Origin of the sequence: Phenylobacterium sp., assembly GCF_024508875.1 — a bacterium.
Classification (GTDB): domain Bacteria; phylum Pseudomonadota; class Alphaproteobacteria; order Caulobacterales; family Caulobacteraceae; genus Phenylobacterium.
Window position 1 is genome coordinate 1 of the sequence record NZ_JANINU010000016.1, and the last position, 18,539, is coordinate 18,539.

Sequence of the window (18,539 nt, forward strand, 5' to 3'; positions counted from 1 at the left end):
GGCCGCGACGCGCGAGACGCGGGTGATGCGCACCGGATGGACCAGGATCTCGCCGTGCATCGCGCCCTCGCCCTTGTTGGGGTCAGTCGGCAGGACGATGATCTTGCGGACGACGTCGAGCCCTTCGACCACCTGGCCGAAGGCGGCGAAGCCCGGGTTCGCCTTAGGGTTCTTGGCGTCGGCGTCCAGGTAGCTCATGTCGCCGAGGGTGATCGACCAGTCCGCCTGGGCGGTGCCCGGGGCGTGGCGGCCCATGGAGATCGTGCCGTCGGTCTTGTGGGTGAGACCCGTCTTGATCGTCGACTCGTGGGCGATCGGCGGCAGGACCTTCTTGGGGTCGTTCTGCAGGCCGCCCTGGATCAGGCCGTAGTCGTTGCCGGCGTAGCCTGGCGGCTTGGAGGCCCGATAGAAGCTCGCGCCGTTGAAGAGTCCGCGGTCCACGTACTTGAGGTAGTTGGCGACGGTGATCGGCGCCTTGTCGGCATAGAGCTCGACGACGATGTTCCCCTGCGGCGTCTCGATCTTCACGCGGGGGTTCGGCTTGGCCGGCGCGGGTGACGGCGCGGGCGTCGGGGCAGGCGAGGGCGTCTGGGCCTGGGCGGCCGAGACGGCGAAGGCGGCGGCGAGGCCGAGGAGCGTGCGGCGGAGCATGGCGCGAGACTAGGGCCAATCCCCGGTGGGCCGGAAGGGCAGATCGTTTGGTCGCGCGCCGCATCCGCCGCTCCCGCTTCCACAGGAACGAGGGACGCGGCGCACGAAAATCCTCGCGGACCTAGGCCACCGCGCGACGGCGGCGAAGGGTGACGCCGGTGAGGCCGAAGCCCGCGATCATCAGCGCCCACGTGGCCGGCTCCGGCGCCGGCGCCGTATCCGCGGGGTCGTAATCGTAGGTGATCACGGTCTGATACGCCGCGTAGGCGCCGGCCGAGGCGCGCACCACGTGTCCGAAATGCCCGAGGACGTCTGCCGTCCGATAGATCGTAAGCGGGGCGGAGGTGCTGAGGAAGGCGTCCATCGCCCCCGCGTCGGAGAAGACCGACGTCTTGGTGAAACTGTTCTGGAAGCTGTCACTCAAGGCAAAGATGTTCGACGACATCGCCGTCACAGCGCCGTAGCCGAGCGCGGCGTTCAACGGCGCGCGGATTTCAGATTCCACCTGAAGGTTTATGCCTACGCTCGGCGGGAACACGAAGTTGGATGTGCCCGGCGCCAGGATGGGAACCCAAGACACCTGGGTGCTGGCTCCCAACGTCTCTTCGATCGTCACGCTCTTCAGCACGCCCAGGCTTGCGGCGAAGCTGGGTGCGAGTTCCTCGAGCGTTTTGGACGACGAGAACTGTCCGTCCGTTCCGACGGTCGAGGTGTCGGCGCCGAACATCGGGAAGACGCCGCTCAGCGTGTAGGTGAGCGTGGCCGCGGCCGCCGGGGTCGCGACAAACGTGGCCAGCGCGACGAGCGCTGCGGCGCCCGACCGAAGGCTCGGTGCTGAGCCACCTTTGCGGCCGCGCCGCGAGCGGCTCGGAACGGCCGAACGCGCCTGGAATGTAGGATCGACTGACATCTGGACCTGACCCACCTCACTTGTGTGAAGGGCAACAGGCCCTTCGGAGGTCGGTCCGCTATCACGGGCCCAAATGCGCGGAACCTGTACATATTTGCGGGCGCGCGCAGCGCCCGATCACGCGACCCGGCCGCTGCGGATGTCATCGTCCGCGTCTCCCGCACCTGCGAAGCGAGAGGGGAGAGGAGGGGTAGAGCCCCTACCCCTCCGCCAGCCGCTGGCGCCAGTCGGGGTCGCGGGTGATGGTGAGGCCGATGAGTTGAAGGAAGCTGACGGCGGGGATCGACTTGCCGGTCACCTGCTGCTTCGCCTCGACGTAGAGGGGCACGACGGTCCAGGCAGGCGGGAAGGCCTTCAGGTCCTTGTCGGGCATGCCGCCCAGGTGCGGGCAGCGCAGGAGCGAGGCCTGGGCGCAGCGGAAGTGGAGCGGGGCGATGGCTCCGCAGTCGAGCACCACCCGGTCGTCGTCGAGGTCGGCCGGCAAGGCGTGGGCGAAGCCGCGGGCGCGCAGGACGCCGGCGGCCTGGAACCGGCCGGTCTGGCTCCAGCGGTCGCCTTCGGGCGTGGGCTCGCCACACATCGGGCACAGCATGGCGCGGACGCTGTCGCGCTGGCGGCGCAGGTGGTTGCGCGAGTAGAGGGGCTTGCCGACGCCCGGCTTCCACATCTGGAGAGCCGCCATCTGCCCGTCGACCGTGGGGCAGGGGCCGACGCCGCCGGGCTGTTCCTCGGACCAACTGGTGACCCAGGGAACGTCGACGCCCACCTGCAGGCGGGAAGGGATCACGGGCTGCATTTGTAGAAGGTGTCCGTCTGGCCGGTGGAGAGGATGCGGCCGCCTCGTAGCACGAGCGCCTGGCCGCGCGCGGCGCAAAGCCTGCGCGTGCGGCCGTCGGCCCGGACCGTGGCCTCGATCCGCGAGACGACCTGGGCCGTGCGGCCGTCGGCGGCGATCCGGATGCTGACGATGCGGCCGGCCTCGCGGCTGGGGCCCTTCGCGCGGGCCTGTCGCGACTGGGCGCGGGCCTCGGCGAGGGTGGAGGTCCCATAGGGCACGGGCGGCTTGTCGCCGACGTAGGCCTGGTCGGTGAAGCGGGCCTCCGGCGTGAAGGCGCCGAAGTAGCGGTCGAGCGCGCCAGCGTTCCAGGCGTCCTGCTGGGCGGCGACGAAAGCCCGGACGCTCGCGTCGGTGAGGGCGGGCGCGGCCAAGGCCGGGACGGCGAGGAGGGCAAGGGTCGAGGCGAGGAGCGCGAAGCGTATCAAGATCCCCTCCCTGCTTGCGACGGGCGGAGAGCCTAACGCGCCAGCCACCGCATCCGATACCCGTTGATGGCGGTCTCGCCCAGGCGTTCCACCAGGCGCCAGTTCACGACGGCGCCGATGGGCGCGCCGACGACGGGGATCATCTGGGCCATCTTCGCCAGGTCGATGTGGTCGCGGTACTCCTGCTGGAAGGCGCGCCAGTCGAAGTGCTCGAAGTCGGCGGGGTGTTGGCGGGCGTCCCAGTCCTCCAGATCGTGGAAAACGCGGGCGCGGTGCTCGGCGCCCGAGAAGGCGAGCTGGAAGAGCGACAGGATGTAGAGCCGTTCCTCGAAGCGGTCGTAGCGGTGGCCGTAGGCGGCGCAGAGGTCGAACAGCAGCTTGATCTTGATGACCAGCAGGGCCGGGAAGTCGGCCAGCGACAGCCAGAAGCCGCCGGCCCCGGCGACCCCGCCCTCGACCGCAGCGGTCTTGCGATAGGCGTCGACGATCTCGCGGGCGCGCTCGTCGCGGTTCCACATCTCCTCGCCCACGCGGGGCGGCGGCGCGACGAGATCCGAGCCGGTGAGGATGGTGCGGGTCATCCCCTCGATCGCCTTGGTGACGGCGAGGTGGACCTGCTCGGGGATGATGCGGTTCACCCGACCCTGGAGGTCGCGCGCGGCCCGGTCGAAGGGGCCCGGCGGCTTCAGCACCCGCTCGCGCCATCGGGCGACGTCGGCCGCGACGCGGACGCGGTAGGCGGCTTCGCGCGCCAGGTGCTCGGGGGTGGGCGGCTGGGCTATCGGAGCAGCACCGAGAGGGCGAGCCAAACGCCGAGGCCTGACACGACCGCACCCACAAGGAAGCCGCGGACGAAGGCGCCGTTGCGCTCCCACCAGATGCGGCGCGCGCGCATTCGCTGGGCCCGATCGACCTTCCGTCTCTGCATGGCGTTTCCGTTTCCCCGACTGGCGCGTGTTCTAGCTCACGCAAAGGCCGCGGGTCGAATCCGGAACCTCGATCTTCGACGGGGGTTGCGTTTCGCCGAGGACGAGGAGCGCGAAGGATGCGGTGGACGTTGCTGAGCGGGGCGTTTCTGGCGTGCGGCCTGGCGGCCTGCGCGAGTTCTGGCGGCGGGCGCGGCGTGGCCGCCATCGTTCAGGACGAACAGGCGCGGCAGGCCGCGGCCGTGGCGGTGGAGCAGGGCCAGGACGCGGACAGCGCGCTGAAGCAGGGGGCCGCCGCGGCCTCGCCCGCGGCGAAGCCTACGGAGCCGCCGACGCCTTAGCGGTCTCGACTTGCCGCAGGGCCGCGTTCAGCCAGCCGCTTTCGTTGGAGTTGCCGGACTTCGCCAGCAGCGCCTTCAGGGCGTCGCGGCGGGCGGCGAGCGCGGCGGCGTTCTTCGGATCGGCGGCGAGGGCGGCGCTGGTGAGGCGCAGCGCCAGGGCGTTCTGGCCCTGGGCGTTCAGCTCGGCCGCCCGCGCGGCGATGGGCGCCGCGCCGCCGGCCAGCCGGGCCAACTCGCCCTGCGCCTCGGCCGGCGAGACCGGGTACATCGTGGCCGCGTCGTTGTCGAACCAGCCGGCGTAGCCCTCGTAGATGCCGCGCACGGACCAGGCGACCTGGCCATAGCCTTCGCCGACGTAGAGCTCGGGTGGCAGCTTCACGGTCTTCATGAGCGTGAAGACGTCCTGGCCCTCGTTCATGCCCTTCACCGTGGCGTCGTGGACGTAGAGGATGGCGTCCCGGTACTTGGTCAGCGCGGCGCGCACCTTGTCGGCGCCGACGATGGGCTCGCCGTGGCTGGGGAAGATGATCTCCGGGTTCAGCGCCAGCACCTTGTTCAGCGAGTCGACGTACTCCAGCGCCTTGCGCTGCTGGGTGCCGCGCAGGGTGTAGATGTTGGGGAACGAGCCGTAGAAATTGTCGCCGATGAAGGCGGCCTTCAGCTCGGGAACCCAGACCGTGAGGTGGTCCGGCGTCTCGCCCGGCGTGGACATCAGCCGGAAGGTGAGGTCGCCCACCTTCAGGGTCATTTCCTTCTCGAAGAGGATGTCGGCCAGCTTGGGCGCGGCGTGGTTCCCGGGGTTCAGCGCCTCGTTGCGACGCGCGCCGGCGGTGTTGTCGTACTGGGCGGCGTTGCGATAGGCGAAGAAGCCGGAGAGTCGGGTCTGGTAGTCGAGGAACTCGGTCTCCTGCGCCTGGCCGACCACCTTTGTGCCCGGGCCCTTCCAGAGGGGCACGCCGCCGGTGTGGTCGCCGTGGGCGTGGGTGAGGATGATGTAGCGGACGGGGGCGTCCGAGACGGCGGTCAGCAGCTTGTGGTGGCGCTTCGCCGGGCCCGGCATGGACGTGTCGACGATCACATTCCCGGCCTTGGTGGTGACCATGTAGGTGTTGCCGAAGCCGATGGCCTGGTGAACCCGGCCGCCCGCGAAGTGCAGCGCCTCGGTCTGGTCCGCGCCGGCGCTTGTGGGCTGGGCGCTGGTCAGCGGCTGGGCGTCGGCGGTCGCGGCGAGGAGCGTGGCGGCCAGCGCGGCGGCGAGGGTGCGCATCGTTGGAAGTCCTTGAACCCGGGGCGGGGCAAGCTCAGCCGGACACGATCGCCGGTCAATCGGGCGCCGGGGGTTGATCGCATGGCCGCAGGCTATAGGTTCGCCCGCATCGGGGGGGTCGCTTCGGAGCGTGTGTTGGCCGACGACCCAAGGCTCGTCGCCTTTGCGCGCGAGCACATAAAATCCGTCTGGGCCGTGGAGTTGCTGCTGCTCCTGCGCCGGGACCCTGCGCGCTGCTGGGCGCCGGACGAGCTGGTGCGCGAGCTGCGCGCCAGCACAAACCTCGTGCGCGACAACCTGGCGAGCTTCCAGCGCAGCGGCCTGGCGGTCGAGGACGACGACGCCTGCTGGCGATACGCGCCGGCGGCGGCCGCGCTGGACGAACTGGCCGGGCAACTCGAGGCGGCCTACCGCGAGCGGCCGGTGGCGATCATCAACCTGATCTCGGCCCCGCCCGACCCGATCCAGGGGCTGGCGGACGCCTTCAAGTGGCGAGGGGACAAATGATGAGCGACCTCGGCCCTTCGCTGGTCTATGCGCTGTGCTTGGCCGCCAGCCTCGCCTGCGCCGTCCTGCTGCTGAACGCCTGGCGGCACACCGGCTCGCGGCTTCTGTTCTGGACCGCCCTCGGCTTCGGGTTCCTGGCGGTGAACAACCTCTTCCTGGTAGGCGACCTGGTGCTGTTCCCGACCGTCGACCTGTGGCCCTACCGGCAGGCGGCGTCGGCCTGCGCGGTGGCGGTGCTGCTGTACGGCTTTGTCTGGGAGGCCGAGCGTTGACCCAGCCGGACCCGATCCTGGCCGCCTACGCCGCGGGCGCGCTCACCCTGGGCTTCCTGGCGGTGGGGCTATTCTTCCTGAAGTTCTGGCGCCGGACGCGGGATGGCCTGTTCCTCGCGTTCGCGACGGCCTTCGCCCTGCTGGCGGTCAACCAGGCGGCCCCGGTCCTGCTCGACATTCCGAGCGAGAACCAGGGCTACATCTACCTCCTGCGGCTGGCGGCTTTCATGCTGATCATCGCCGCCGTCGTGCGGAAGAACTTCGGGCGGCGGTGAGCGCCGCGCGGCGTTTCCTACTTCTTCTCGGCCTGGGCCTTCATGGTGGCCATAACGCCGGCGAACATCTGCTGGCGGCGGGTCTTGTTCGCCTCGCGCTGTTCGGCGGGGATGCTCGTCTGGTCGAAGAACAGGCTGTAGACCAGCTTGGAGCTGGTCTTGGTCACCGGCCGGATCTCGACCGTGCCGTGATAGAAGATCTTCGGGTCGACGTCGGCGTAGCTGTAGGACATCGGGGTGACCGCCACGATCACCTCCTCGATGCGTCCGGCGATCTTGCGCACGGCGCCCAGCTCCCCGTCCTTGCCCGACGTGATCTCGCACGTGGTCTTCAGCCAGGGGCCGATGTCGCAGTACTTGTTCAGCTTGGCCCAGGCGGCGTCGGCCGGCAGGGCGATCGTCGTCTCCTGGACGATCGAGACATAGTCGCCGGCGGCATGGGCCGAACCGGCGAGGCCGAGGACCGCGGCGGCGGCGGCAAGGCTGGCGGTGATCTTCATACTGGGCTCCCCTCTGACTTTGTCGGGACCATACCGAAGCTTCCGCCCCGGCGCCTATCGCTCAATCGTCCCGCGGCTCGATCGAGAAGCCGACCACGCGGGGATCCTCGGCCAGGCGGCGGGCCAGTTCGTCGGTCTTGGCGCCCGGCTGGGTGCGCAGGGTCGTCCCGAACTCCAAGGTGTCCTCGCGCGCCCGCATGCGGCGGCCCAGCCGGCCGGTGGGCAGGCCGAGCTCGGCCATCAGGTCGCGCAGCGCGCTCTCGGGGAAGTCACCGTGCCGGCGATAGGTGACGGTCACATCCACGGCGGCGCGCCGCGGCAGGTGGGCGTCCACCCACCGGAGCGCGATCAGGACGAGCAGGGTCGCCACCGTGCCGCCCGACGCCAGTCCGTACGAGCCGACGCCGTAGAGCAGGCCCAGCGAGGCGGCCATCCAGAGCGAGGCGGCGGTGGTCAGGCCGTGCACCGAAAAGCCCTGGCGGAAGATCACGCCGCCACAGAGGAAGCCGATGCCGGTGAGGATGCCGTGCGCCATCCGCGCCGGGTCGAAGCGGATCATGTCGCGCGGGATATCGGCCGGAATCCAGCTTGCCTGGTGGGCGGCGGCCAGCATCAGCAGGGCGCAGGAGAGGCTGACCAGCGTGTGGGTGCGCAGTCCGGCCGCATGCCCGCGAAGTTCGCGCTCCAGGCCGACCAGACCCCCGGCCACCGTCGCGCTAAGCGGCGGCAGCACATAGGTGAGGAACTGATCGGCGAGGACCATGGGCCCGAGCTTAGCCCTGCCGCTTCCCTCAGAGGAAGCGGGGGCCGAGGTAGAGCAGGGCGAGGATCACGACCACCGCCGCCAGGATCAACCCCGCCTTGGGGTTCGAGCCCAGGAACGACTGGCCGGGCGGCTTGGGCCTGGGCGGCGCCTTGCGGGCGGCCGTCTCCCGCGCCTTGCGATAGGCGCGCAGGTCGGTGACCCGGGGATCGCCCCCCTGATTGTCCCTCGGCTCCTTGGCCATCAGCCCGCGAGCTTCTCCAGGTCCTCGGCCGAGATGTCGGCGTTGGAGTAGACGTTCTGGACGTCGTCGTCGTCTTCCAGCGTCTCGATCAGCTTCATCAGCGTGGCGACCGCGTCGCCCGAGAGCGGGGTGAGCGCCTTGGGCTTCCAGGCGAGTTGGGTGGACTTGGCCGGGCCGAGCGCGGCCTCCAGCGCCGCCGAGACCTCCGAGAGCGCCTCGAAGGCGGTGTAGATGGTGTGTCCGTCCTCGTCGGACTCGACGTCGTCGGCGCCCGCCTCGATGGCGGCCTCCATGACCTTATCCTCGGACCCCGCCTCGGGGCCGTAGACGATCTGGCCGACGCGGTCCCACATGAACGACACCGAGCCGGTTTCGCCGAGGTTGCCGCCGCACTTGGTGAAGGTGGATCGCACGGTGGAGGCCGAGCGGTTGCGGTTGTCGGTCAGGGCCTCGACGATGACGCCCACGCCGCCGGGGCCGAAGCCCTCGTAGCGGATTTCGTCGTAGGTCTCGGCGTCGCCGCCGGCCGCCTTCTTGATGGCCCGGTCGATGACGTCCTTCGGCATCGACTCGGCCTTGGCGTTGGCGACGGCCAAGCGCAGACGGGCGTTCATGTTGGGGTCGGGCAGGCCGGCCTTGGCCGCCACCGTGATCTCGCGCGAGAGCTTGGAGAACAGCTTGGACCGGGCGCTGTCGGCGCGGCCCTTGCGGTGCATGATGTTCTTGAACTTTGAGTGTCCGGCCATGGTCCCGAGCGGCGTTCCTGGAAGAGCGAGCGCGCCTTCTACCTCAGGCGGGGCCGCGCACGGAACCCCCGGCGATGGCGCGGGTTAGGCTGCGTCGTGACCGGAGTGTTTCCCATGACCCTGCCGACCGAAGACTTTGCGCCGGAGGAGCCGCGTGGCGATCTCGTCCACTGGATGGAGCCCGGGCCGATCCGGCTGGGGACCGCGGGCGCCTCGGCGGCGGCCCTGACCGTCTTTGCCCTCGGCGTCGTAGCGGCGTTTGGGGCGCTGGCGGCGTTCCGCTACCTGGCGCCGCGCCGCGAGGGCCTGCCGCCTTGGAAGTGGCGGCGAGGCGTGCTGCACTAGCCTAGAGGGCGGCGACAGCGCGGCGGCGGCGCAGGATCGAGCCGATCGCACCGAAGCCGAGGATCATCAGCGCCCAGGCCGCCGGTTCGGGGACCGCGGTGGCGGTCGACGAGACGATCAGGTTCGCCGCGCCCAGGCCGTTCATGCGGATCTCGCCGTTCTGCAGCATGCTGGCGGCGACGACGGAGCCTTCGACGAAGTTGTTGTTCTTGATCTGCGCCTGCGGGGCCAAGATCGAGCCGTACCAGGCCTTGGAGCCCAGATCGACGCTGGCGGCCTCGTAGAAGTTCCAGATGACCTTGGCGCCCAGGCCGGTCGGGCCGTTGAAGTTGATGCTGCTGGGCAGCTTCACGTTTGTGCCGGCCACGTTGACGATCACCGCGTCGTAGCCGGTGGGCATGTTGAAGATGAGCTGGCTGCGGTTCTTCAGGGCCGCTTCGAGATCGGAGATCTGGAAGACCGCCACGCCCGTGCCCGAGCCGGCGTCGAAGATCGCCTGCTGGCCGTTGGCCGAATAGCTCAGGAAATTGGTGGCCGACAGATCGGAGAAGTAGTCCGACGTCGCCAGGAGGTCGGTGGTCAGGCTGGCGGTGGTCGCGGCGATCGCGGCCTGGATGCCGTCGGCGCTGTGGTCGCCGGCGTGCTTGGTCCCGTTCGAACTGCTGACCGAACCGCCGTAGTAGATGTCCTTGGCGTTGGTGTTCGAGACGTTGCCGCCGGCGTAGACCGAGGCGCCGTTGGCGTTGACCTTCTTGACGTCGCCGTCGACCTGGACGCCGCCGCCGCCGTTCATGTTGGCGCCGGAGTCGAGGTCGCCCCCGACCTTCACCGAACCGCCGTTGTTGATGTTCTTGGCCCCGCCCGTGACGTTCCCGCCGACGGTGAGAGCGACGCCACCCGCCTGGCTGCCCGGATTGGTGAAGTAGTTCGACGAGCCGCCCGACAGGTTGCCGCCGACGAAGGTCTTGCCCTGCACCTGGGAGGACGACTGCAGATCCTTGAGGACGATCAGGTTGTAGTCCCGCATCGCCTGCAGGCCGGCGTTGACGTCTTCGGCGTTGGCCGAAGTCGGCGCGGGCGCGGCCAGGGCGGCCGAGGCGCTGGCGAGGACCAGGCCGGCGACGATGGCGGAGAGGGGGCGGGAGAACGACATTCGACGACCTTACGCACGGCAGTGGTTAAGAGACGCACCCACTCGGTCCCCGTCCGGGTGAGGCGAGCGGGATATGGTGGAGCTCAGCCCTCTGCGGCAGTCGGCGCGGTGTCGCAGGCCCCGCCGCAGCTACTCAATCCGGGGTATTCAGAGGCCGCCCAGTTTCCGGGCGCAGGCGGTCTTCTCCACCTCGGACAGGCCCACCGCCAGTTGCAGCTTGCGGGTCGCGACGTCGTTGTCGCCGTAGGGCCAGTAGCGGATCGCCTGGGGTGTCGCCTGCCCCAGATTGGGTAAGACCGCCATCACGATCTCCCGTGACGTGTCGCCGGGCGTGAGGGTGATCTTCGTGATCCTGGCCCCGTCGCGCAGGCCCGCGTTCCAGGCGGGGCCGCCCTGCCGGACGCCCCTCACGACCATGTCCTTCGCCGAGCCAATGTAGTCGAAGCCGGCGTCGAAGGCCGGCGAGGTGGTGACCCTCGCGTCGAGGCAGCCATCGAACATGTGCGCGGGCAGATCGACGTAGGCGCCTCCGTCGGCGTACTTCGCGATGTCGGGCCGAAGGTCGATCTGGGCGACGGCCCAGGCGGCCGAGACGAGGCCGGTGACGAGGTCTGGACCCTGGCCGCCGGGGAACTGCGCATTGTGGTCGCGCATGCGTAGCATCACGTCGTCCAGGTCGGCCTTGCCGCCGGTCTTGCGGCGGATCTCGTCGTCCCACTTCAACGCCAGCAGCATGCCGCGCTGGTAGGGCAGACGCTGGGCGTTGGGGTCCGTCCAGAAGTCGGAGATGATCCGGGCCGCCGGCGCCGTGCGCAACGGGTTGGCCTCATACCGCGCCATCCCCTCGGCCCAGTAGCCGACACCCTGCTCCGGCGTCACCAGGCCGGCGCGCAACAGGGTGCGGGCCGTGTAGAACTCGGTGAAGCCTTCGCTGAGCCAGTAGTAGCGCGCCTCCGGCTCGTCCATGCGGCGGCCGATGCGCATGGGAATCCAAGTGTGGACGTGCTCATGGGCGAGCGTCCAGCGGATGCGGTCGGGCGCAGCGTTCGGGGTGCCGTAGAGGACGAAGCCGTCGCCGCGCCCCGTTCCGCCATTGGAGCTGCCGCTCGGCTTGGGGGTGAGGGGCAGGTAGGCCACGAAGTAGGGTTCGTTGAGGTCGTTCCAGAAGGCGCGCTGGGCCGAGACGACCTTGGCCATGTCGTCGGCGAAAGCGGTCTGGTCGAACGGCGCGCCGGCGGGGGCGGCGAAGCGCAGCGTCCCGCCGGCGATCGGCCGCTCGATCACGGTGAGGTTCGGGGCTCCGACGGTGATGGACTGGGCGATGTCGTCGACGCTCATGGGCCGGCCCATCCGCCCGTGTTCGAGGTCGGAGGCCAACCGCCAGCCTTTGGGGAGTTTGCCCCACCGGAACGTCGCGGGCTGTTCGTCGCGGCCCTCGGGCGCGGCGAAGACGAAGTTGCCCATCAGCGAAACCCAGCCGGGGCGGATCAGCGGTCCCTTGTAGGGATTGCCGTCGACGCCCGCCGGATCGGTGTCGTAGGCGGTCTGGACGCGGTATCGGAGGGTGATCTTCGCGCCCGGCTTGTGGCGCAGGATGCGGACCGCGGGGCCGTCCTCGGCGGCCGCGGCGCCGTCCACCCGGACGTCGGAGACGTAGCGCCAGAGGTCCTTGCCGGACGCCCAATGGTCGGGAAGCTGGAGCCGGGTCTCGCCGTCGGTGTCGCCTCGGAACCTCATCTCGACGTCGAGGACGGGCGGCTTGCCGGCGGGCGGCGTCTCGACGCCCAGGCGGTAGTCCACGGTCGGGGCCTTGGCGGCGCCCAGGAGCGCGATGGCGGCGGCGGCGGTGACGAGGGCGCGGATCATGCGCCCGCAGGCTACAGCACAGGCTCGCAATCGAAACGGTCGATCTGGCCGTCCTGCAACCGGTAGACGGCGTCCTGCGGGACGTCCTGGTTCAGCGTCGCCTGCCGGTCGAGGCCGGCATAGAGGCCGCGCGCGAGCCGGCCCCAGACGCCGTGGCTGACGGCGATGACGCGCCGGCCGGGCTCGGGCGGCAGGCTGGCGAGCCAGTCGGCGGCCCGCGCCGCGACATCCTCGAAGGTCTCGCCGCCCGGCGCGCCGAAGAACCACTCGCGGGTCGCGAACTTCTCCGGGTGCAGGTGGGCGATGTCGGCGCGCAGCTTGCCTTCCCACGCGCCGCACGAGATCTCGGCCAGACGGGCATCCGTCTCGATGGCGAGGCCGGTGGCGGCCGCCACGATCCCGGCGGTGCGTTGGGCGCGGCCGATGGGACTGGCCACGAGGCGCCAGTCGCCGCGTCCGTCGCGGCGCACGAGGTCGGCCGCCAGCCCGGCCATGGCGGCCGCCTGACGCTCGCCCAGCGGCGTCAGGTCGGACTCCATGTGCCCCTGGATACGCCCCTCGCGGTTCCAGAAGGTCTCGCCGTGGCGCAGGAGGACGATCACCGCTTGCGCCGGACCACCGGGTGGGAGGTCGACAGGCCGCCGTCCACCGCCAGGGTCTGGCCATTGACGTACGAGGCGTCGTCCGAGGCCAGGAACAGGGCCGCGGCCGCGATCTCTTCCGGCACGCCGTAGCGCGTGGTGGGGTTGAGCTGGCCGATCTTGTCCTCGTTGCCCCGCGCCCGCGCGCCGTCGAAGATCGGCTTGGTCATGCCGGTCTCGATCAGGCCCGGCGCGACGGCGTTGACGCGCACGCCCGTGCCGTACAGCTCGTTGCAGGCGGTCTGGACCAGGCTGATGACGCCGGCCTTGGAGGCGGAATAGGCGGGGCCGCCGGCGCCCGAGCGGATGCCCGCCACCGACGCGGTGCAGATGATCGAGCCCTTGCCCTGCGGGATCATCGCCTCGGAGGCGTACTTCACGCCGAGGAACGCGCCGATCAGGTTCACGCGCAGGATCTCGGCCCAGTAGTCGGCGGTCTGCTCGTGCAGCGGGGTGAAGCCGCCCGAGATGCCGGCGTTGGCCCAGAAGATGTCCAGGCCGCCGAAGTCGGCCTTGGCCCGCTCGACCAGCGACTTCACGAAGGCGTCCTCGCCGGCGTCGCCCTTCAGCGCCACGACCTTGCCGCCGGCGGCCTTGATGGCCTCTGCGGTCTCGTCGACGGCGTCGGCCCGGTCGGCGATGACGAGGCTGGCGCCCTCCGCCGAGAACAGTTTCGCCGAGGCCCGGCCGATGCCGCTGGCCGCGCCGGTGATGACGGCCACACGGCCGGAAAGACGTCCCATGGTGTTCCTCGAGGTCTAGGCGTTGGTCTTGGCTCGGCTCGCCGCCGCGACGATGGCGTCGACGAAGGTATCGTAGAGGGCCGGGGGCAGGTCGTGGCCCATGCCCGGGATCAGGCGAAGCTCGGCGCCGGGGATGGCCGCCGCGGTCTCGCGCCCGCCGACGGGCTGGACCAGCGGATCGGCCTCGCCGTGCAGGACGACGGTGGGGACCTGCAGGCCCTTGAGCTCGGCGGTGCGGTCGCCGTCGGCGCCGATCGCCTGACGCTGGCGGCCGACGCCGGCCGGGTTGAAGGCGCGGGCGTGCTCGGCGACGACGCGGGCCCGGAGCTCTTCGTCGGTCCACGGATAGCCGGGGCTGCCGATGGTGCGGGCGTTCTTCACGCCGTGCGCCACGAAGGCCTCGTAGTCGGCGGCGGGATCGGGCGGCGGGTTGCTGATCACCGCCATCGCGTCGGGCGTGGCCACGACGTCGCCGGACGGCGCGGACATGATGGAGGTGAGCGACAGCACCCGCGCCGGATAGTCGATGGCGATGCGCTGGACGATCATCCCGCCCATGGAGACGCCGGCGATGTGCGCCTTCCGAACGCCCGCCGCGTCCAACACGGCCATGGCGTCGGCGGCCATGTCCTTGAGGGTGTAGCGGTCGCCCGGCTTGAACCAGGTGGAGAGCCCGGTGTCGCGATTGTCGAAGCGGATGGCGCGGTAGCCGCGGGCCACCAGCTTCTCGCAGAACGCCTCGGGCCAGCGGGTCATCTGGGAGCCGAGCCCGTTGACGAGCAGGACGGTCTCGGGGCGATCGTCGCCGAACGTCTCGTATTCGATCTCGACGGCGCCGTTACGGGCTTTTGGCATGGCTTGTGTCTCCTCCGTCATCCCCTGTCGGTTGCACGACATAGGGTGCGACGATCCTGGCGCGTGAATCGGCTGGTCTTCCCTTGGCGAGTGCGCCAATCATGGCCGCAAGAGTCGCCTTTGGGGGGAGGGCCGAGCGAAGTATGCGTGTGATCGTTCCCCTGTTGCTGTCCCTGGCGATGTGGGCGTTCATCCTGCTTGGCCTGGCGGGACTCTGGCTCAAGATCTTCGGCCACGCCTGACGATCAAGGAATCAGGAGCACGCGCCCCACGGCCTGGCGGCTCTCGATGTAGCGGTGCGCCTCGGCCGCCTGCGAGAGCGGAAACTCCCGATCGATCAAGACCTTGAGGTCGCCGCGGGCGACGTCGGCGATCAGGCGCTCGATGTTCTTCTGCACCCGCTCGGTCCCGATCTCGGCGCCCAGGAAGACGCCCGAGAGGCTGCGGTTGCCGCCCATCATCGAGCCCACGTCCACCGTCATGGGCTCGCGCCCGGCCTGGCCGACCATCGAGACGCGGCCGCGGTAGGCGAGGCTGAGGATCGAGGACTGCAGCGTCGGGCCGCCGACCGAATCGACGATCACGTCGCAGCCCTTCCTGTCGGTCAGGCGCATGACCTCCTTCACGACGTCATGGGTCTTGTAGTTGATGCCGTGGGTCAGGCCGTAGGCCTTCAGCTTCTCCAGTCGCTCGTCCGACGAGGCGGTGGCCAGGACCATCGAAGCTCCCGCGCGGGCGGCGAGCTGGATGGCCGCCACGCCGACGCCGGAGGCTCCGGCCTGGACCAGGACGACCTCGCCCTTCTTCATCCGCCCGAACTCGAACAGGCAGTCGTCGGCGGTGCCGAAGGTCACGGGGATCACCGCCGCTTCCCTGGTGCTGAGGCCGGCGGGGACCTTCCACGCGGTGAAGGCCGGCACGGCGCGCAGCTCGGCGTGGCTGCCATAGGCGCCGGTGGTGCAGACCTTGTCGCCCACCTTGAACGTCGTCACCTCGGCCCCGACCTCGACCACTTCGCCGGCGGCCTGGTAGCCGACCACGTGCGGCTGGGTCATCAGCGGCCCGCGGAAGCGGTTCAGGGTGTCGCCGCCCTCGATCGAGATCGCCTCGACGCGGATCACGATGCCCTTGGGATGGCACTCCGGATCCGGGAAGTCCTCATAGCGCAGGACCTCGGGGCCACCGTTCTCGTAATAGACCGCAGCCTTCATCCCGGACCTCCCTCAAACATCTGTTTGACACAACCCATTCCATGCCGATGGTGCTGACGCAAGGGGAGGACGCCATGGAACTGGCCAAGCCGCGGATCGACATCGGGCTCGCCACCAACGACCTGCCGCCGATGCTGGCCTTATGGCAGGGGGAGGTGGGCGTCCCCCTGGATCATGTGCTGCCGATCCGGCGCGGCCAGGACCAGCACCGGCACGACGTCCTGGGCAGCGTGCTGAAGATCAATCATCACGAAGCGCCGCTGCCGGCCAATCCGCCGAGCGGCTATCTCGAGCTGCTCATCGCGCGGCCGGGGGTCGCGGCGCCGACGGCGATGGCCGACCCCGAGGGCAACCGCGTCACGCTGGTTCCCCCCGGCTTCGAGGGGATCGGGCAGATCGCCGTGCGGATCGGCGTCCGCGACTTGGAGGCCCATCGCCGCTTCTACGCCGAAGCCCTGGGGCTGCCCGAGGAGCGGCCGGGCGTGTTCCGCGCCGGCGAGAGCCTGATCCTGCTGGAGGCCGACGCGAACGCCCCGTCCGACGCCCAGATGCAGGGGCCCGGCTGGCGCTACATCACCTTCCAGGTCTTCAAGGTCGACACCGAGCATTCGCGGGTCCTGGCCGCGGGCGGACGCGAGGCGCTGGCGCCGGTGACGCTGGGCACGACGGCGCGAATCTCGATGGTGCGCGACCCGGACGGCAACTGGATCGAGCTGTCCCAGCGCGCGTCGATCACCGGGTCGCTGGACGCCTGAGCGGGCGGCGGCCAAACGAAAGGGCTCCGACGTCGCCGCCGGAGCCCCTTCGTTGAACGGGTCCGCGACCGGCCTCAGGCCTGGGCGAGGCGGGTCCGGCGGAGCATCGCGCCCGCGCTGCCGAAGCCGACGATCATCAGGGCCCAGGTGGCCGGCTCGGGCGCCGGGCTCTCGCCGCCGTTGAGGAGCTGGACGTGGATGTTGCAGCAGCCGAACCCGAAGTTTTCGTTCGGGTCGGAGAAGCTGTTGATGTTCACGTTGTTGCTCGCGAACGCGGTGAAGGTCGGGCCCGGGCTGACCGCGCTCGCGTAGTCTTAGCTCGTGGCGAAGTTCGTCCCCGCCGCGCCCACGGCGCCGACGGCGTACCAGCGGCCGGCGGTCAGGTTGAACGAGAACGCGTCGGAATATCGCCAGGCGAGGGAGCTGTCGGCGACGATGTGGGTGACGTCGCTGAACACCGCCTGGCCCGCGCTGGCGGGGGAGGTGTTGTCGCCGAGGTCGAGGATCACGAACTTGACGTCGCCTTCGCCGCCGCTGAGGCGAGCGCCGATCTGGCTGATCGTCTGGTCGATGTTGGACTGGAAGACGGCCGTATAGCCGTGGCCGACGATGTCGACGGTCGCGTCGTCGCTCGTGTAGTTGTCGTAGATGACGCTGGCTTGCGCCGCGCCCGACATCATGGACAGGGCCGCGAACGCGGCGGCGATCTTCAATTTCATCAGGTTCCCCAACCTTGGCGCCGCTAGGCCACGGCGCCCCGCACGGTGTTCAGAAATGATTTCCGGACCCGCCGCCATGCAATTCACCGGCCAGGGGAACGTTGCGCCGAAAGGGTGCTACTCCGCCGCCACGGCCGCCGGGGTGCGCGTGCGCCGGCGGACGCGCATCGGCAAGCCACCCTTGGGCCGCAGGGTGATGTTGTGCAGCAGTTCGACCGGCGCGTCGGAGGCGAGGTCCAGTTCGAAGTGCTGGGCGAGCGTCGCCAGGATCAGCAGGATTTCGTTGGTGGCCAGCAACTGGCCGATGCACACCCGCGGCCCGGCGCCGAACGGCATGCTGGCCAGCCGGTGGCGCCCCTCGCTGCGTTCGGGCAGGAAGCGGTCTGGATCGAACCGCTCGGGCTGGTCCCAGGTGAGGGGGCTGCGGTTGGTGAGCCAGGGCAGCACGACCATGTAGGCGCCCTTCGGGATCGGAACCCCGCCCAGTTCGTCGGCCTGCGCGGCCACGCGGCTGGAGATGCCGGGGGTGGGCGGCAAGATGCGCAGGGCCTCGTCCACGAACCGGCGGGCATAGGGCAGGCGCGGCAGGTCGTCGCCGCTCGGCGTGCGTCCGCCCAACACGGCGTCCAGCTCCTCGCGCAGGCGGGCGGCCTCGGCCGGCTGGCGGGCGAGCAGGTACCAGATCCAGGTCATCGCCGTCGCCGTGGTCTCGTGGCCGGCCAGGAAGATGGTCACCACCTCGTCGCGCACCTCCTGGGCGGTGAAGCCCGCGCCGGTCTCGGCGTCGCGCGCCGCCATCAGGCGCGAGAGCAGGTCGTCGGGCGGGTTGGCGGCCGCCTCCCGCGCGGCGGTCATCCGGGCGATCTCGCCGTCCAGGGGGCGGAACAGGGTTTCGTACCGCTTGATCCGAGCCTTCATGCGGAGCTCCGCGACGCCGGGGAGCAGGTCGAGGAGGTTGATGTCGTTGAGGTCACCGGCGGCGTCCATCGCGGCCGCCACCGCGGGCTCGGCCGCGGCGCCGTCGTCGGAGAACATGGTCCTGGCGATGATGGTCAGCGTCAGGGCGTTCATCGCGTCGGAGACGTCGACCACGGCGCCCTCCGGCAGCGCGCGCCACTGGTCGGCGAAGCGTTCGGAGGCGCTGGCCATGGCGGGCGCATAGGTGGCCACGCTGGCGGGCGTGAAGGTCGTGGCCATGGTGCGACGGTGCTTGCGCCAGAGTTCGCCGTCGATTCCGATCAGGCCCTGCCCGAACAGCGCCCGGAAAAGGCGCAGCTCCATGTCGGCCTTGGGATAGTTGGCCGACTTGTCGACCAGCACGTGCTTCACCAGGGCCGGATCGGAGACGAACACCACGTCGCCGATGAGCGAGCGGGTCTTGAGGATCGGGGTCTCGAAGGCTTCGTCGGGGATCGCCCAGGGCATCCGCAGCCGCCTGCCGCGCAGGCGGTCGCCGAGGCTCAGCGTCGGCTTGTCGGCGCGGGCGCCGGGGAGCACGGGGTACGCGTCACGGTCGGGCATGGCATGCCTCCAGGGACGATGGCTCGCCGCCACCATACCCTACCCGCCGCCGAACGCACGTCCGG

Annotated in this window: 25 protein-coding genes; 6 read left to right on the forward strand and 19 right to left on the reverse strand. The window is 70.2% G+C overall.

The window, feature by feature from the left end; translation table 11 throughout:
• The 5 genes from Q0L11_RS01925 to Q0L11_RS01945 all read right to left on the reverse strand — a co-directional run.
• The coding region (locus Q0L11_RS01925; RefSeq protein ID WP_296595157.1) for a peptidylprolyl isomerase at positions 1 to 651 on the reverse strand (651 nt) is incomplete at its 3' end.
• 121 nt (positions 652 to 772) lie between these two features.
• Positions 773 to 1,576, reverse strand: coding sequence for a PEPxxWA-CTERM sorting domain-containing protein (locus Q0L11_RS01930; protein ID WP_296595158.1), 804 nt, complete (start codon positions 1,574 to 1,576; stop codon positions 773 to 775).
• 184 nt (positions 1,577 to 1,760) lie between these two features.
• On the reverse strand, positions 1,761 to 2,357 hold the full coding sequence (locus tag Q0L11_RS01935; RefSeq protein WP_296595159.1) for a hypothetical protein: 597 nt from the start codon (positions 2,355 to 2,357) through the stop codon (positions 1,761 to 1,763).
• The gene (locus Q0L11_RS01940; RefSeq protein WP_296595160.1) at positions 2,345 to 2,824 is read right to left on the reverse strand and encodes a nuclear transport factor 2 family protein; all 480 of its coding nucleotides are present in this window, start codon (positions 2,822 to 2,824) and stop codon (positions 2,345 to 2,347) included. Before Q0L11_RS01940 ends, Q0L11_RS01935 begins: the two co-directional genes overlap by 13 nt.
• A gap of 32 nt (positions 2,825 to 2,856) precedes the next feature.
• Positions 2,857 to 3,633 (reverse strand): EcsC family protein, encoded by a 777-nt coding sequence (locus Q0L11_RS01945; protein ID WP_296595161.1) that lies wholly within the window; start codon positions 3,631 to 3,633, stop codon positions 2,857 to 2,859.
• A 236-nt stretch (positions 3,634 to 3,869) separates the two neighbouring features.
• On the opposite strand from Q0L11_RS01945, the gene Q0L11_RS01950 reads away from it, so the two are divergent.
• The gene (locus Q0L11_RS01950) at positions 3,870 to 4,091 is read left to right on the forward strand and encodes a hypothetical protein (protein ID WP_296595162.1); all 222 of its coding nucleotides are present in this window, start codon (positions 3,870 to 3,872) and stop codon (positions 4,089 to 4,091) included.
• Here Q0L11_RS01950 and Q0L11_RS01955 read toward each other — a convergent pair.
• The gene (locus tag Q0L11_RS01955) at positions 4,069 to 5,358 is read right to left on the reverse strand and encodes an MBL fold metallo-hydrolase (protein WP_296595163.1); all 1,290 of its coding nucleotides are present in this window, start codon (positions 5,356 to 5,358) and stop codon (positions 4,069 to 4,071) included. The genes Q0L11_RS01950 and Q0L11_RS01955 overlap by 23 nt on opposite strands.
• Positions 5,359 to 5,493: 135 nt before the next feature.
• On the opposite strand from Q0L11_RS01955, the gene Q0L11_RS01960 reads away from it, so the two are divergent.
• Genes Q0L11_RS01960 through Q0L11_RS01970 form a run of 3 tightly spaced genes read left to right on the forward strand, consistent with a single transcriptional unit; the run spans position 5,494 to position 6,412 of the window.
• Complete coding sequence (locus Q0L11_RS01960) at positions 5,494 to 5,865, forward strand: hypothetical protein (RefSeq protein WP_296595164.1); 372 nt, start codon at positions 5,494 to 5,496, stop codon at positions 5,863 to 5,865.
• Positions 5,865 to 6,137 (forward strand): DUF5985 family protein, encoded by a 273-nt coding sequence (locus Q0L11_RS01965; RefSeq protein WP_296595165.1) that lies wholly within the window; start codon positions 5,865 to 5,867, stop codon positions 6,135 to 6,137. The genes Q0L11_RS01960 and Q0L11_RS01965 overlap by 1 nt, the downstream gene beginning before the upstream one ends.
• Positions 6,134 to 6,412 (forward strand): DUF5985 family protein, encoded by a 279-nt coding sequence (locus Q0L11_RS01970; protein ID WP_296595166.1) that lies wholly within the window; start codon positions 6,134 to 6,136, stop codon positions 6,410 to 6,412. The genes Q0L11_RS01965 and Q0L11_RS01970 overlap by 4 nt, the downstream gene beginning before the upstream one ends.
• A 17-nt stretch (positions 6,413 to 6,429) precedes the next feature.
• On the opposite strand, the gene Q0L11_RS01975 is transcribed toward Q0L11_RS01970, so the two are convergent.
• The 4 genes from Q0L11_RS01975 to Q0L11_RS01990 all read right to left on the reverse strand — a co-directional run bounded on the left by Q0L11_RS01975 (position 6,430) and on the right by Q0L11_RS01990 (position 8,665).
• Positions 6,430 to 6,912, reverse strand: coding sequence for an SRPBCC family protein (locus Q0L11_RS01975; RefSeq protein ID WP_296595167.1), 483 nt, complete (start codon positions 6,910 to 6,912; stop codon positions 6,430 to 6,432).
• Positions 6,913 to 6,973: 61 nt separating this feature from the next.
• A complete protein-coding gene (locus Q0L11_RS01980; RefSeq protein WP_296595168.1) occupies positions 6,974 to 7,675 on the reverse strand; it encodes an MgtC/SapB family protein in 702 nt (233 codons plus the stop codon).
• Between the two features lie 28 nt (positions 7,676 to 7,703).
• The gene (locus tag Q0L11_RS01985; RefSeq protein ID WP_296595169.1) at positions 7,704 to 7,919 is read right to left on the reverse strand and encodes a hypothetical protein; all 216 of its coding nucleotides are present in this window, start codon (positions 7,917 to 7,919) and stop codon (positions 7,704 to 7,706) included.
• Positions 7,919 to 8,665 (reverse strand): YebC/PmpR family DNA-binding transcriptional regulator, encoded by a 747-nt coding sequence (locus Q0L11_RS01990; protein WP_296595170.1) that lies wholly within the window; start codon positions 8,663 to 8,665, stop codon positions 7,919 to 7,921. The genes Q0L11_RS01985 and Q0L11_RS01990 overlap by 1 nt, the downstream gene beginning before the upstream one ends.
• 114 nt (positions 8,666 to 8,779) lie before the next feature.
• Here Q0L11_RS01990 and Q0L11_RS01995 point away from each other — a divergent pair, with 114 nt between their 5' ends.
• Positions 8,780 to 9,010 carry a hypothetical protein gene (locus Q0L11_RS01995; RefSeq protein ID WP_296595171.1) on the forward strand — a complete coding sequence of 77 codons (231 nt, stop codon included), beginning with the start codon at positions 8,780 to 8,782 and terminating at the stop codon, positions 9,008 to 9,010.
• Position 9,011: 1 nt separating this feature from the next.
• Here the strand turns inward: Q0L11_RS01995 and Q0L11_RS02000 are convergent, their stop codons facing one another.
• From Q0L11_RS02000 to Q0L11_RS02025, 6 genes are all read right to left on the reverse strand, one after another.
• Positions 9,012 to 10,163 carry a collagen-binding domain-containing protein gene (locus Q0L11_RS02000; protein WP_296595172.1) on the reverse strand — a complete coding sequence of 384 codons (1,152 nt, stop codon included), beginning with the start codon at positions 10,161 to 10,163 and terminating at the stop codon, positions 9,012 to 9,014.
• 147 nt (positions 10,164 to 10,310) lie between these two features.
• Positions 10,311 to 12,029, reverse strand: coding sequence for a hypothetical protein (locus Q0L11_RS02005; protein ID WP_296595173.1), 1,719 nt, complete (start codon positions 12,027 to 12,029; stop codon positions 10,311 to 10,313).
• Positions 12,030 to 12,040: 11 nt separating this feature from the next.
• Entirely contained in the window at positions 12,041 to 12,631 is a 591-nt protein-coding gene (locus tag Q0L11_RS02010; RefSeq protein ID WP_296595174.1) for a histidine phosphatase family protein, read from the reverse strand.
• Complete coding sequence (locus Q0L11_RS02015) at positions 12,628 to 13,413, reverse strand: SDR family NAD(P)-dependent oxidoreductase (RefSeq protein ID WP_296595175.1); 786 nt, start codon at positions 13,411 to 13,413, stop codon at positions 12,628 to 12,630. The genes Q0L11_RS02010 and Q0L11_RS02015 overlap by 4 nt, the downstream gene beginning before the upstream one ends.
• A 15-nt stretch (positions 13,414 to 13,428) precedes the next feature.
• Positions 13,429 to 14,268 carry an alpha/beta hydrolase gene (locus Q0L11_RS02020; RefSeq protein ID WP_296595176.1) on the reverse strand — a complete coding sequence of 280 codons (840 nt, stop codon included), beginning with the start codon at positions 14,266 to 14,268 and terminating at the stop codon, positions 13,429 to 13,431.
• Between the two features lie 245 nt (positions 14,269 to 14,513).
• Positions 14,514 to 15,479, reverse strand: a complete 966-nt coding sequence (locus Q0L11_RS02025) for a zinc-binding alcohol dehydrogenase family protein (protein ID WP_296595177.1) — start codon at positions 15,477 to 15,479, stop codon at positions 14,514 to 14,516.
• A 74-nt stretch (positions 15,480 to 15,553) separates the two neighbouring features.
• On the opposite strand from Q0L11_RS02025, the gene Q0L11_RS02030 reads away from it, so the two are divergent.
• Positions 15,554 to 16,234, forward strand: coding sequence for a VOC family protein (locus Q0L11_RS02030; protein ID WP_296595178.1), 681 nt, complete (start codon positions 15,554 to 15,556; stop codon positions 16,232 to 16,234).
• A 74-nt stretch (positions 16,235 to 16,308) separates the two neighbouring features.
• Here the strand turns inward: Q0L11_RS02030 and Q0L11_RS02035 are convergent, their stop codons facing one another.
• The 3 genes from Q0L11_RS02035 to Q0L11_RS02045 form a co-directional block, all read right to left on the reverse strand.
• Positions 16,309 to 16,491: a PEPxxWA-CTERM sorting domain-containing protein gene (locus tag Q0L11_RS02035; RefSeq protein ID WP_296595179.1), complete on the reverse strand. Its 183-nt coding sequence runs from the start codon at positions 16,489 to 16,491 to the stop codon at positions 16,309 to 16,311.
• Between the two features lie 57 nt (positions 16,492 to 16,548).
• Positions 16,549 to 16,953, reverse strand: coding sequence for a hypothetical protein (locus Q0L11_RS02040; RefSeq protein ID WP_296595180.1), 405 nt, complete (start codon positions 16,951 to 16,953; stop codon positions 16,549 to 16,551).
• Positions 16,954 to 17,070: 117 nt separating this feature from the next.
• Positions 17,071 to 18,474, reverse strand: a complete 1,404-nt coding sequence (locus Q0L11_RS02045; RefSeq protein ID WP_296595181.1) for a cytochrome P450 — start codon at positions 18,472 to 18,474, stop codon at positions 17,071 to 17,073.
• Positions 18,475 to 18,539: the final 65 nt, after the last annotated feature.